Source organism: Finegoldia sp. P2-F-LR (assembly GCF_052932265.1).
Window position 1 is genome coordinate 165904 of record NZ_JBRFJF010000003.1, and the last position, 12475, is coordinate 178378.

Below are 12475 nucleotides of genomic sequence, written 5' to 3' on the forward strand. Positions count from 1 at the left end.
AAAATATTATATTAAATCAATTATTTTATTATAACTTGAAAAGTATCGTGTTCCTTTTTCATATTCACAACTTTACAGCCCTCGTAATCGTGTGTGTCGATGAATGTGTCCACGATTGTTGGATCTTTTGTGAAATGCATTGGGAACAAAACTTTTGGATTGCATTTGTCGACAAATTCATTCACACCCAAATCGTATCTCTCCTTTAATCTAGGATCAACTGGGAAAAATCCTATGTCAACATGCCCAATCTTGTCGATTTCCTTGGAGAAATCCTGTTGCATCTTTTCTTTTTCTTCTTCGGTGTCTTCTTCCCACGCCCAATTGTTCAAATCTCCAGCGAAGAAAAATTTCAAATGATTCGCTTCAAAATACACGCTAATTCCCATATCAGTAGAACCAAGCGCTGTAAAATCTGCACCGTACACAGAAGTCGATTCACCAACTTCAAGTTTTATAACTTTTTTACCGAAATGCTTCTTCAAATCTTCGATATTATCTTCTCCCAAAAATACAACATTGTCCTTCGTATCGTAATCAAAAATCTCTTCGTATACATCTTCTGAGACAATATATGTAATATCACTAGAATTTTCATAATCAAAAATACTCTCATTGTAGTGATCTGCGTGTGAATGAGTCACCACGAAAATCACCTTCTTATCGTTCACATTTTTTGGCAAAGTTCCTTGAAAATAATCGAAAATAATAATCTTGTCTTCAAACTCCAAAGAAAATGAACTGTGGTATATATATCTAATGTTTAAACTTTGTTCCATTAAAAATCCTCCTCGTATATATTTACCCATAAACAGACATTTTACGCAAGTAAATGTATCAAATATTTTATAAATCCACAAAATTTTCACTTGTAGTATAATATTAATAATGAAAGGATGAGTTTATGAAAAAAACTAACGCAATGAGAATGCTCGACAAAGAAAAAATTGGGTATAAATATATAGAATACTCTGTAGGAGACGATGTAAGCGGAGAAAATGTCGCAAACAAATTGAATGAAGACGAGGCTTACGTGTTCAAAACACTTGTCACAGTTTCCAACACGAACGAAAATTTTGTGTTCGTTGTGGCTGTAAAAGACGAGCTTGACCTGAAAAAGTGTGCGAAAATAGCCGGAGTGAAAAAGCTTGAAATGATTCACGTTAAGGATTTGTTGAAAACTACGGGCTACATAAGAGGCGGTTGCTCTCCTATCGGAATGAAAACAAAATTTAAAACTTTTATAGACGAAAGTTGTGAAAATAAAGAATATATTTACGTGTCTGGAGGCAAAATTGGAGCGCAAATCAAAATCGCTCCCAAAGATTTGATAAAAATTTGTGATATTACTGTAGCAGACATTAAAAAGGAGTAAAAATGGATTACGAAAAACAGCTTGAAGCTGTAATTAACTACATTAAAAGCGGAGAAAAATTAAAGGAAGAATTCACTGTCGGAATGGAGATGGAACATTTCATCATAGACAAAGATACTTTGAAGACTGTGTCGTATTTTGGCGAAAACGGAGTCGGAGAAACTCTCAGAGAACTTCACGAAGGAGGATGTGTCGCTTACAAAGAAGGAGATTACATTCTTGGACTTGAAAATGATGATTTGGCAGTGTCGACAGAACCTGGAAGCCAATTCGAAGTTGCTTTGTCATCGAAGTGGAACATCGACGATTTGAAGGATATTTACATCAAAAATATGAGAAAACTTGTTGAAGTTTTCGATAAGAAAAACCAAGCTATGGTGACTTTGGGCTATCATCCTGTGACTAAAATCGACGAGATTAAAATCTTGCCTAAAAAAAGATACGATTTTATGTACAAATATTTCAACGAAAGAGGAGACATGGCTCACAATATGATGAAGGGCACTTGCTCTTTACAATGCAGCATCGACTATTCATCCGAAGAAGATTTCGTTAAGAAATACAAAATTGCAAACTGTTTGTCTCCAGTATTCTACACATTGTTCGACAACGCATATATTTTCGAAGGAGAGCCTGCAAAAAGTCGTAACATGAGAGAAATTATCTGGGAAAACACAGACACTGACAGATCCGGAATGTATCCTTTTAGTTTCGATGATGATTTGAGCTACAAGAAATACGCCGAAAATATATTAAACACGCCGTTGATTTTCTCAATTGACGAAAACCACGAACAATACTATGTTGGAGGAAAAACTTTCAAGGAAGTATTCGAAGACGTTAGAGATACTGATATGATTTTCCACGCATTATCCATAGTATTTCCCGATGTAAGAGCGAAACGATACATCGAAATCAGAATGATGGACGAAATCAAATATCCACTTAATTTCTCAGCAGTAGCCCTAATCAAAGGATTGTTCTACGACGATACTAACTTAGACAAATTATCTGAGCTATTCAAAAATATGACATATGAATCTTGCATGAAAGCAAAACTAGATGCACGTGAAAAAGGACTGGATGCTACATTTATGAATGTAAACATGTTAGAGTTTTGCAAAATGCTTATGGATATGGCAAAGGCAGGACTTCCTGCAAATGAAATCGGCTATCTTATTCCACTAGAAGAAATGTTGGAAAAAGGAATGAATCCTAGAGATCAGTTCGAGAAAATTTACAAGGAAAAAGGACTTCGTGAAGCTGTAGTTGCAAATGAAATTAAATTGGAGGATTTAGATGTTTAATGACGAATATTCATTAGAATTATATAAAATAATACGAGAAGACGAAGATATGTATTATAGGGATTTCGTGGATTTTATCGCCAAAACAAAAGTTTCTAAGGCCATTTATCACGGAGAACCAATCCCTATGACCTACCAAGGACTTTTCTACAACAAAAAGAACCGCTCAGATTTTGTATATATTTCAAATGTTTTGATGAGCATGACTGACAAAATCACCAAAGAATTTGTGGAAAATCCCGAATATCGTAAAATATTCCAATTGGATCCAGCAATCGAAGAACTAGTGCTTCACGATCCAGGCTACGATGTTCCCGTTCCAATCTGTCGCTACGACGTGTTCTACGACGGAGTAAACTACATGCTTTGTGAACTCAACACAGACGGATCATCTGCGATGAACGAAGACAACACATTAGGACAACTTCTTCTTCAAACAAAAGCTATGCAAAAATTCATGGAAAAACACTCAGTCGAAAACATCGACATGTTCACTCCATGGGTTTGGGAAACAGCTGATATGTACAAGAAATACGTATCCGATAAGAAACCAAACATTGCAATCGTGGATAATTTGGAAGTGGGAACTCCTAACGAATTTGATGAATTCAAAAGAGTCTACGAAGAAAATGGATTCAACTGCGAAATCATCGACATCAGAGATTTAGAATACAAAAACGGCAAATTGTGCCACGGAGATTATGTGATAGATTTGGTTTACAGAAGAATTGTAACATTAGAATTGTTGAAAATAAAAGATCAAATCAAACCATTCTTAGACGCTTACATGGACAATGCATTCTTCATGGTGGGATCATTCAGGTCACAATTAATGCACTCCAAGTTAATATTTGAAATCTTCAGAGACGAACAAACACAAGCTTTGTTGAATACTGAAGAAAAGAAATTCATCGACGAACACGTTCCTTTCACCAAAAAAATCGAAGAACGTGACGCTTACGAAATCATAATGAACAAAGATAAATACATCTTTAAACCAATTGACGGCTACGCATCACTTGGAATATACGTAGGAAGTGAAATGAGAGAAGAAGAATTGCAAGAAAAACTTCCAGAATTTATACGCACAGGCTACGTCTTCCAAGAATATTACGATATGAATAAGTGCGAGTTCTTGGAATTCGAAGAAAAATCTCCCGTACTCAACAAATTCACACAAGTTGTGGGACTGTTCATCTACAACAAACACTTCGTAGCCCCTTACACACGAATCGGAAAAGATAACGTCGTAAGCGGCGCCAGAAAATACTACACAGCACCTAACTTGTTCATAAATGAGTAATAAAAAGCCACATTGTGTGGCTTTTTTGTGTGCAGATATGATTCTTTAATTTTTGCAAATAAAAAAGTTATTTGTAGAATTAAAGCTCGTACTACAAATAACTTTTTTCAACATTTATATATATTTTTCCTATGATCGACATCTACAACGCAGATTATTAATTTATCGTCATCAATCTCGCAAATAATTCTGTAGTTCGACACTCTGTATCGCCAAAATCCTCTCAAATTGGCTGACAACGCCTTACCTCTTGCACGTGGCTCTTCTAATTGACCTACTTTCTCCATATAATGAATAATCATTTTTTGAATAGGCTTATCGAGTTTTTTCAAGGATTTTAGTGATTTTTCTGAATAAATAACCCTCATATACCCAACTCTTTTTTTACCTCATCATTACTGTAAAATTTCATTTGGTCTTTGTTTAGAAGATACTCATTAATTATTTTTTCATCATACTCTTGTTCAATTTTTTCCAATAATGATTCTCTTGCCCAGTCGGATAAAGTTTTGTTTTTTTCTTTTGAAACATTTGTGAAAAGTTCCTTATCCGATTCGCTCAATCTAATCGTTATAGTAGCCATAAAATCACTCCTTTTATTGTGTTACATCGTAACACAATTGTAATATAAATCTTTTACTAAGTCAAGCCTAAAACTTACGATCCCATCATTTTGTTGTGGCTTTTTTGGTGAAAGATTAAAAATTATTCCGATTAATTTCATCCCCAGATACACAATCATCTATTTTTGTATGTAATCCTTCTATTATTTTTTCTTTTTCTTGTGAATTTGAATATATTCTTAAAGTTTCCATTATCCCGTTATAATCTGACTCACTAAGCACGACAACATTTCCCATTTCTGTGGTAACTTTTAGCTGTTCATTTGATTTTATTAATTCGTCAATCATTTCGGATAAATTATCCCTGAAATTTTCTGCAGTTGTGATTTTCATTACCTCAACTCCTTCTATTTTTATTATATCCTATATTATTCTAATACAGTGCTGGACTTTTATGCGCATTATGCGTATTATTAAAGCATAAGGAGGTTAGACGATGTTAAAATCATATCCTGCTATTTTTCATAAAGAAGAAGATTCTTATTGGGTGGAATTTCCAGAGTTTGGCGGTGGAACTGAAGGAGATAATATCGAAGAAGCAATGGTGAATGCTCATCAAATGTTAGAAAGCGTGTTGGCGACTTTCATTGATGAAGATATTCCACTTCCTAAACCAAGTGATATTACAAAAATAAAAGTTGAAGATGGATTTACGTCTATGATTCAAGTTGATCCCACACCATTTATAAAAAACAACAAAACCATCAGAAAAAATGTTACAGTCCCTGAATGGTTGGTTAGACTTTGTGATCGCCAAAATATCAATTATTCTGAAGTTTTGACCACAGCTCTTGAAAAGAAAATCAACGCATAATTTTGTAAATATTTTTATTCCCTAAGCCACATTGTGTGGCTTTTATTATGTGTGGTTTTTATGATTATTGCTCTAAATTTATCAAATTTTACATCATACTTTTTCCATTAGTATTTGTCTGAAAATATTCATAAATAAAAAACTTAATCTATAGATTTATAATTACCAGCATGATATAATTATATATAATATATCGTTTATTTATGGGAGAAAAGAAAAACTATGAAGAGCAAAATCAAAGATTTTTTATTCTTTATAATTTCAATAGTGTTGCTATATGGAATTCTTTTTTATCTTGGATTTACCTGCCCGATTAAGGCAGTAACAGGAATATCTAGTCCAGGTTGTGGAATGACAAGAGCGTGGATATCTTTAATTAAACTAAACCCACGAATGGCTTTTTATTATCACCCCTTATTTCCATTACCCGCAATAGTTTTCCTTGGTTACATTTTTAGAAAAAATTTACCACACAAACTTAAAAAAATCAGCATAATTATAATAATTTGCTTGTTTTTTGCGGTATATATATGGAGAATGATAAATCCAAATGATACGATTGTTGTTTTTAAGCCAACAGAATCAATAGTCTACAAAGCTTACCAAAGCTTTAAGAAAAATTAAGAAAGAGGTGATGTTATGAAGTGTAAAAATTGTGGGTCTGATATCGACCAAAATGCCAAATTTTGTGGACAATGCGGAACGCCTGTAGAATTTGAAGAAGAATTAATCGAAAATTGCACAGAAGACATTAAAGAAGAAAAGCAAGTGAAAGAAAACAACGACATTCAAGAAAAGCTTGATGAAATTGTTGAGGAAGTTACAAATGAAGATGATTCTGAAAAATCCTTCGAAAATGCAGATGGAGAAAGAATCGAAAATACTTCAGAATTATTTGAAGAAGATGACAAGAGCACTAACCCTATTGGTAGTCAAGCATTCGAAGAAAATAATTTCGAAGCAAAATCTGAATCTAACGAAAAAACTACAGAGGTTAAAAATAGCGGACTTGTAAAGCCCATAGCATTAGCTGCTTGTGCAGTAATGGCTATCTTTGCTTTGGTTTATGCTATTGACCTTATCAAGTTAATTTTTTACACAATAGGAGGTATATTCTAATGCTCGGATACTTAATCTCATCATTTTTCAATATAATAGCAAGTCTATTATCCGTAGTTTCTATAGTATTTGTAGCCTACAGCTTTTTTACAGTAGGAAGACAATGGAACAAAGGAAATAATCAAGATCTTTTTAATCTTTTAGTTGTAAGTGGTGCTTTCTTAATTTTAGTAAGAATTATTGACATCGTTATCAAAAGCTCCGCATACTTCTTTAAACCAACATCTAGCATTTTTCTGGTACTTATTGCTATTGGTGTTCCAGCAATTATATATGTTATCTCAACTTCTGCTGGCGAAAAAATTTATGAAGACGGATATTTCAATAAACTTAGTGATACAGAATTTCTAAAATCAGAAATAATGGCGGCTTTTTCTCAATTCATGAAAGAAATTGAGAAAATATCTTCTAAGGTATCAAAAGAGGTAAATTCTAGTAACACTGCTCACAAAAAAGCTTCAAATCAAAATGTTGGAGCAGGAGCATACAAATACACAGAGGATGCAGGAGATTTTCACGGTATGTTAAAAGAAAATAGATCATTACTATTATTTATAATATTAAACATTATTACTTGCGGATTTTATTGGTATTATTTCGTACACACAGTTTCAAGAGAAGTTAATATTGCTTGTGCTGGAGACGGAGAACAAACAAGCGGTCTATTAAAGTATATTATATTATCTATTTTAACTTGTGGTATTTATTTTCTTTATTGGGATTATGCACTAGCTAATAGGCTCGCAGCAAACGGTCCAAGATACGGTTATACGATTCAAGAAAATGGTTCAACTTATTTACTTTGGGTCCTTTTAGGTGGATGGGTATGTGGACTTGGATTTTTCGTAGCTAGAAATATAACAATAAAAAATTTAAACAAAATTTGTAGAGGATACAACCAACAAAACCCAATATTTTAAGAAAAACTAAGAACCCAATGTGATTTGGGTTCTTTTTTGATGCATATTAATCTGCAAAGCTAGTAACGCTGTAAAATTTTGTAAATATTTTTATTTCACTAAGCCACATTGTGTGGCTTTTTTTGTATGTGGTTTTGTCGCTTTTCAGTTTTTCTTTTTTTGCTTTTATGATAATATTAAATGTAAAGAAATTTTTTAATGATGATGAGAGGTCAATATGAGAAAATCTTGGAATGAATATTTTATGGATTTGGCATTGAATGTTGCGACACGAAGCACTTGTGACAGGGCGTTTGTTGGTTGTGTGTTGGTGAATTCCGACAACAGGATTGTATCGACAGGTTACAATGGTGCTATTAGTGGCAATCCTCACTGCGACCAGGTTGGTCACACTTTGCGTGACGGACATTGTATTGCTACGATTCACGCGGAGATGAATGCTTTGTTGTATTGTGCGAAGGAAGGAATCGCTGTGAAGGGTTGTATTTGTTATGTGACTCATTTTCCTTGTTTGAATTGCACGAAATCTTTAATTCAAGCTGGAATTAGCAAGGTTTATTATCACGAAGCTTATCGTGTGGATGAGTATGCGATTGAATTGTTAGATCGAAATAATATTGAATATGTCCAAATTTAAAGAGGTGTAATATGGATAAAATAAAAAAACTTCTTGTGGCAAACCGTGGCGAGATTGCTATAAGAATTTTCAGAGCTTGTAGTGAGCTTGGAATAAGAAGCGTTGCGATTTATAGCGAAGAGGACAAGACTTCCCTTTTCAGAACAAAGGCTGATGAATCGTATTTGATAAAAGATGCGGCATCACCTTTGTCGAGTTATTTAGATATCGAAAAAATCATTGCGATTGCAAAATCCAAACACTGCGATGCCATCCATCCTGGATATGGATTTTTGAGTGAAAATGCAGAATTTGCGAGACGTTGCAAGGAAAACGGAATTATTTTCGTGGGTCCTGACGAATCTGTTCTACATAGTTTAGGTGACAAGGTCCAATCGAAGTTAGTTGCCAAAAAAGCCGGCGTACAAACTATCGAAGGCGTGGAAACTCCTATCAGAAATAAAAATGAAGCATTGGAAATCGCAAACAAAATCGGCTATCCAGTTATGGTAAAAGCATGTGCTGGTGGTGGCGGACGTGGAATGAGAATTGTCGAAAAAGAATCTGATTTGATGAGTTCTTTCGTCAGCGCACAAAACGAATCCAAGAAGGCTTTCGGATCAGACGATATGTTCATCGAAAAATACATCCGCAATCCAAAACACATTGAGGTGCAAATCATAGCCGACAATCACGGAAATATTCTTCACTTATACGAGAGAGATTGTTCCATTCAAAGACGTCACCAAAAGGTTGTGGAATTTGCTCCTGCATTTTCGATTTCAGAAAAGACAAAAAACGAACTTCACAACGATGCCATCAAAATCTGCAAAGAAGTTGGTTACACAAACGCCGGTACTGTGGAGTTTTTGGTGGACGAAGATGAAAACCACTATTTCATCGAAGTAAACCCAAGAGTTCAAGTAGAACACACAGTTAGTGAACTTATCACTGGAATTGATATCGTTCAAACTCAAATTCTGATAGCAGACGGCAAAAGTTTTGATTCTGATGAGATAGGAATTTATTCACAAGACGATATCCACACTAATGGTTACGCAATTCAATGTCGTATCACGACAGAAGATCCTGCGAATAATTTCATGCCTGATACTGGTAAGATTGATTTGTATCGTACAAGTTCCGGATTCGGCGTGAGACTTGACGGTGGAAATGGATTCACAGGTTCAGTTATCACACCATATTACGATTCGCTTTTGGTTAAAATCACTGCCTTCTCCAGAACATTCAACGACACAATCAACAAAGCAATCCGTGCTTTGAGAGAAACGAAAATCAGCGGAGTGAAGACAAATATCGGCTTCATCATCAACGTTCTAAACACAGAAGAATTCCACAAGGGAACTTGTGACACGGGATTTATCTCCAAAAATCCTGAACTTTTCGACATCAAACCATCAACTGATAAGGAATTAAAGGTGTTGAATTTCATCAGTGAACGCTCCATTAATAACGACAAAAAAGATTACAACATTCCACAAATTCCAGAATTTACCAAGACAAATTCTACAGGAACCAAAGATATTTTCGAACAAAAAGGTGCCAAGGGACTTAGCGATTGGATTTTGAACCAAGATAAACTTCTAATCACAGACACAACCCTAAGAGATGCGCACCAATCATTGATGGCGACACGAATGAGAACAAGAGATATGCTTCCTATCGCAGAAGCTACCAATGAATTGATGAAGGACTTGTTCAGTTTGGAAATGTGGGGTGGCGCAACATTTGACGTAAGCTACAGATTTTTGAAGGAAGATCCTTGGATTAGACTACAAGAACTTCGCAAAAGAATTCCGAACATTTTATTCCAAATGCTACTTCGTGGAAACAACACCGTAGGATACAAAAATTATCCAGATAATGTCGTGGTAAAATTCGTACAAAAAGCTGCGCAAAACGGAGTCGACGTGTTCAGAGTATTCGATTCGCTAAACTACATCGATGGAATGAGACTTGCGTGTGACAGCGTACTTGAACAAGGAAAAATCTTGGAAGCAACGCTTTGCTACACAGGTGACATCTTGGACGAATCAAGAGACAAATACTCACTAGAATATTATGTGAAAAAAGCAAAGGAACTAGAATCTATCGGCGCAAATATTATCGCAATCAAAGACATGAGCGCTTTGTTAAAACCATACGCCGCAACGAAGCTAATTTCAGCATTGAAAAACGAAGTTTCTGTTCCAATTCATTTGCACACACACGACACCACAGGAAACGGAGTCGCTACAATAATCAACGCTTGTGAATCGGGAGTTGACATAGTGGACACTTGCTTTAACTCAATGAGTTCACTCACAAGTCAACCTGCACTCAACTCAGTAGTAGCCGCTCTTGAAAACACTCAGCGTCAAACGGGAATCAGCCTTTCAAACTGTGACAAAATCAGCAACTACTACAAAGACGTTCGCTCATACTACTCACAATTTGAGAGCGATTTGAAAAGTGGTACAACAGAAATTTATCGCTACGAAATTCCTGGAGGACAATATTCCAACCTCAAACCACAAGTAGAATCGTTCGGACTTGGAGAAAAATTCGACGAAGTAAAATTAATGTACAAAAAAGTCAACGACATGCTTGGTGACATCATCAAAGTTACACCATCATCCAAAATGGTCGGAGACATGGCTATATTCATGGTGGCAAATGGACTCACTCCAGAAAACATCTACGAAAAAGGCAAAAACCTCGACTACCCAGACTCAGTAATATCATTCTTCAAAGGAATGATGGGACAACCTGAAGGTGGATTCAACGAAAAATTACAAAAAATCGTATTAAAAGATGAACAACCAATCACAAAAAGAGCTGGACTTTACATCGACCCATTTGATTTCGAAAAAGACAAAAAAGATTTAGAAGACAAATACAAAATGGAATTCGACGAAAAAGACATCGTATCACACGCACTTTATCCAAAAGTATTCGAAGAATACATCGACTACAGAAAAACAAAAGGCAACTTCACTTACATGGACACGCCGACATTCTTCGAAGGAATAAACGAAAAAGAAACAGTCGAAGTCCCAATAGAAGAAGGCAAAATCCTCATCATCAAACTTATCGAAAAAGGAAGATTGGAAAAAGACGGCTACAGAAACTTCACTTATGAAGTCAACGGAAACAGACGTGAAGTCAGAGTGTTCGATGAATCTGCAAAAATCACAGAACGTGAAGAAGACAACCTATCAGTAGCAGACCCTAACAACGACAAAGAAATTGGAGCATCAATTCCAGGAAGAGTCGTAAAAGTCCTAGTCAAAGAAAACGACAAAGTATCAGTCAACGACCCATTGGTAGTAGTGGAAGCCATGAAAATGGAAACAAACATACTATCCAAATCAGAAGGAATTGTAAAATCAATCCTAATCAAAGAAAATGACACCATCGACACAGACCAACTTTTAATAGTTTTGGAATAAAAAAATGGATTGTAGAGTCAAATCTACAATCCGTTTTTATTTTTTGAAATAGTAAATACTTTCTTTCAATGGTTTATATTTTAATGTAGCAACTTCCTCGTCACTAATATACTTGTACACATCATCATATTCTTTCTTACTAATGTTCAATGACATGTTATCTTTTTTCAAATTATATCCGTACTCATATCTGTAATTTTCCAAATCTTTTAACACAACCCAATAAACATAATCGTCCGTTTTTGTGGATCTGAAAGCCCTCACACTTTTGACATCACTTCTTGGGATTTTCTGCATATCCATGTACTTATACATCCTGTCAAAACCAATGTGCCTGTGTATAGGATATTTTATAATTAAATTAATACAAAATATAATTAGACCTGCCCATAAAACTAGTTTCAATATTTTTCTGAAGTTTGTTTTTGTTGTTTTTTGCATCTGTATATCTCCTTCGTGTTTGTATTATAATTATACTATATTTTTTTATGAAGGAATATCAAAGGACATTCAAAAATTTTTTAAAAAAGCATATACTATATATTAATAATTTAGCTTTTGGAGGGAATTATGAAAATCAAATTATATAGGTGTGAAGATTCTCATTTGTTGCAAATTCCAAGGTCGATTTTGGATGCTTTAAATTGGAAAGATAATGATATTTTAGATTTAAAAATTAAAGATAATAAACTAATAATCGAAAATTCATCTGATGATGAAATGAATATTGAAGATTTGTTTGAAGATTTTAATAGCAAATATTCAAAAGAAGATATTGATTGGGGAAAAATGATTGGAAAAGAAGTATGGTAGTAACCGTCCTCGTATATTATAGTTGTAGTAATTAATACTACATTTTGTTCTCTATCCCACTTTCTTATGGGATAATAATTGTATAGATAGAGGTCGTAGTTAACCTCCTTGAAGCTAGTCTTCCCAATTTAGG

At 34.6% G+C, this 12475-nt stretch carries 15 protein-coding genes; 10 read left to right on the forward strand and 5 right to left on the reverse strand.

The features are described from left to right. Positions 1-20 precede the first annotated feature (20 nt). Positions 21-779, reverse strand: a complete 759-nt coding sequence (locus ACU68W_RS03075; protein ID WP_304066915.1) for an MBL fold metallo-hydrolase — start codon at positions 777-779, stop codon at positions 21-23. 125 nt (positions 780-904) lie between these two features. Here ACU68W_RS03075 and ybaK point away from each other — a divergent pair, with 125 nt between their 5' ends. Genes ybaK through ACU68W_RS03090 form a run of 3 tightly spaced genes read left to right on the forward strand, consistent with a single transcriptional unit; the run spans position 905 to position 3985 of the window. After that, positions 905-1375: a Cys-tRNA(Pro) deacylase gene (gene ybaK / locus ACU68W_RS03080; RefSeq protein WP_094223978.1), complete on the forward strand. Its 471-nt coding sequence runs from the start codon at positions 905-907 to the stop codon at positions 1373-1375. 2 nt (positions 1376-1377) lie between these two features. Next, the gene (locus ACU68W_RS03085; RefSeq protein ID WP_446756101.1) at positions 1378-2682 is read left to right on the forward strand and encodes a glutamate--cysteine ligase; all 1305 of its coding nucleotides are present in this window, start codon (positions 1378-1380) and stop codon (positions 2680-2682) included. After that, positions 2675-3985, forward strand: coding sequence for a glutathionylspermidine synthase family protein (locus ACU68W_RS03090; RefSeq protein WP_094223980.1), 1311 nt, complete (start codon positions 2675-2677; stop codon positions 3983-3985). The genes ACU68W_RS03085 and ACU68W_RS03090 overlap by 8 nt, the downstream gene beginning before the upstream one ends. Positions 3986-4092: 107 nt before the next feature. Here ACU68W_RS03090 and ACU68W_RS03095 read toward each other — a convergent pair whose 3' ends face one another. The 3 genes from ACU68W_RS03095 to ACU68W_RS03105 all read right to left on the reverse strand — a co-directional run bounded on the left by ACU68W_RS03095 (position 4093) and on the right by ACU68W_RS03105 (position 4941). Continuing rightward, positions 4093-4353, reverse strand: coding sequence for a type II toxin-antitoxin system RelE family toxin (locus ACU68W_RS03095; RefSeq protein WP_094223981.1), 261 nt, complete (start codon positions 4351-4353; stop codon positions 4093-4095). Continuing rightward, positions 4350-4568, reverse strand: a complete 219-nt coding sequence (relB, locus tag ACU68W_RS03100) for a type II toxin-antitoxin system RelB family antitoxin (RefSeq protein WP_002838701.1) — start codon at positions 4566-4568, stop codon at positions 4350-4352. Before relB ends, ACU68W_RS03095 begins: the two co-directional genes overlap by 4 nt. A gap of 115 nt (positions 4569-4683) precedes the next feature. Continuing rightward, a complete protein-coding gene (locus ACU68W_RS03105) occupies positions 4684-4941 on the reverse strand; it encodes a type II toxin-antitoxin system Phd/YefM family antitoxin (RefSeq protein WP_094223982.1) in 258 nt (85 codons plus the stop codon). 103 nt (positions 4942-5044) lie between these two features. Here ACU68W_RS03105 and ACU68W_RS03110 point away from each other — a divergent pair, with 103 nt between their 5' ends. The 6 genes from ACU68W_RS03110 to ACU68W_RS03135 all read left to right on the forward strand — a co-directional run bounded on the left by ACU68W_RS03110 (position 5045) and on the right by ACU68W_RS03135 (position 11529). Next, entirely contained in the window at positions 5045-5422 is a 378-nt protein-coding gene (locus tag ACU68W_RS03110) for a type II toxin-antitoxin system HicB family antitoxin (protein ID WP_094207779.1), read from the forward strand. A gap of 222 nt (positions 5423-5644) precedes the next feature. After that, positions 5645-6046 (forward strand): DUF2752 domain-containing protein, encoded by a 402-nt coding sequence (locus tag ACU68W_RS03115; RefSeq protein ID WP_094223983.1) that lies wholly within the window; start codon positions 5645-5647, stop codon positions 6044-6046. A 15-nt stretch (positions 6047-6061) separates the two neighbouring features. Beyond that, positions 6062-6541: a zinc ribbon domain-containing protein gene (locus ACU68W_RS03120; protein ID WP_094223984.1), complete on the forward strand. Its 480-nt coding sequence runs from the start codon at positions 6062-6064 to the stop codon at positions 6539-6541. Beyond that, a complete protein-coding gene (locus ACU68W_RS03125) occupies positions 6541-7461 on the forward strand; it encodes a DUF4234 domain-containing protein (protein WP_446756102.1) in 921 nt (306 codons plus the stop codon). Before ACU68W_RS03120 ends, ACU68W_RS03125 begins: the two co-directional genes overlap by 1 nt. 217 nt (positions 7462-7678) lie before the next feature. Beyond that, positions 7679-8098: a deoxycytidylate deaminase gene (locus tag ACU68W_RS03130; RefSeq protein WP_446756103.1), complete on the forward strand. Its 420-nt coding sequence runs from the start codon at positions 7679-7681 to the stop codon at positions 8096-8098. 11 nt (positions 8099-8109) lie between these two features. Next, positions 8110-11529 carry a pyruvate carboxylase gene (locus ACU68W_RS03135; protein ID WP_446756104.1) on the forward strand — a complete coding sequence of 1140 codons (3420 nt, stop codon included), beginning with the start codon at positions 8110-8112 and terminating at the stop codon, positions 11527-11529. Positions 11530-11565: 36 nt separating this feature from the next. Here ACU68W_RS03135 and ACU68W_RS03140 read toward each other — a convergent pair whose 3' ends face one another. Next, positions 11566-11970, reverse strand: a complete 405-nt coding sequence (locus ACU68W_RS03140) for a DUF3139 domain-containing protein (RefSeq protein WP_102164682.1) — start codon at positions 11968-11970, stop codon at positions 11566-11568. Positions 11971-12099: 129 nt separating this feature from the next. On the opposite strand from ACU68W_RS03140, the gene ACU68W_RS03145 reads away from it, so the two are divergent. Next, the gene (locus ACU68W_RS03145) at positions 12100-12342 is read left to right on the forward strand and encodes an AbrB/MazE/SpoVT family DNA-binding domain-containing protein (RefSeq protein ID WP_102164683.1); all 243 of its coding nucleotides are present in this window, start codon (positions 12100-12102) and stop codon (positions 12340-12342) included. The last annotated feature ends 133 nt before the right edge of the window (positions 12343-12475 follow it).

Bases quoted from the DNA above. Each gene is read 5' to 3' on its own strand.
- ACU68W_RS03140 (WP_102164682.1), bottom strand. From the start codon at position 11,970: ATGCAAAAAACAACAAAAACAAACTTCAGAAAAATATTGAAACTAGTT.
- ACU68W_RS03090 (WP_094223980.1), top strand. From the start codon at position 2,675: ATGTTTAATGACGAATATTCATTAGAATTATATAAAATAATACGAGAA.
- ACU68W_RS03115 (WP_094223983.1), top strand. From the start codon at position 5,645: ATGAAGAGCAAAATCAAAGATTTTTTATTCTTTATAATTTCAATAGTG.
- ACU68W_RS03110 (WP_094207779.1), top strand. From the start codon at position 5,045: ATGTTAAAATCATATCCTGCTATTTTTCATAAAGAAGAAGATTCTTAT.
- ACU68W_RS03135 (WP_446756104.1), top strand. From the start codon at position 8,110: ATGGATAAAATAAAAAAACTTCTTGTGGCAAACCGTGGCGAGATTGCT.
- relB (WP_002838701.1), bottom strand. From the start codon at position 4,568: ATGGCTACTATAACGATTAGATTGAGCGAATCGGATAAGGAACTTTTC.
- ybaK (WP_094223978.1), top strand. From the start codon at position 905: ATGAAAAAAACTAACGCAATGAGAATGCTCGACAAAGAAAAAATTGGG.
- ACU68W_RS03120 (WP_094223984.1), top strand. From the start codon at position 6,062: ATGAAGTGTAAAAATTGTGGGTCTGATATCGACCAAAATGCCAAATTT.
- ACU68W_RS03085 (WP_446756101.1), top strand. From the start codon at position 1,378: ATGGATTACGAAAAACAGCTTGAAGCTGTAATTAACTACATTAAAAGC.
- ACU68W_RS03105 (WP_094223982.1), bottom strand. From the start codon at position 4,941: ATGAAAATCACAACTGCAGAAAATTTCAGGGATAATTTATCCGAAATG.
- ACU68W_RS03130 (WP_446756103.1), top strand. From the start codon at position 7,679: ATGAGAAAATCTTGGAATGAATATTTTATGGATTTGGCATTGAATGTT.
- ACU68W_RS03125 (WP_446756102.1), top strand. From the start codon at position 6,541: ATGCTCGGATACTTAATCTCATCATTTTTCAATATAATAGCAAGTCTA.
- ACU68W_RS03075 (WP_304066915.1), bottom strand. From the start codon at position 779: ATGGAACAAAGTTTAAACATTAGATATATATACCACAGTTCATTTTCT.
- ACU68W_RS03095 (WP_094223981.1), bottom strand. From the start codon at position 4,353: ATGAGGGTTATTTATTCAGAAAAATCACTAAAATCCTTGAAAAAACTC.
- ACU68W_RS03145 (WP_102164683.1), top strand. From the start codon at position 12,100: ATGAAAATCAAATTATATAGGTGTGAAGATTCTCATTTGTTGCAAATT.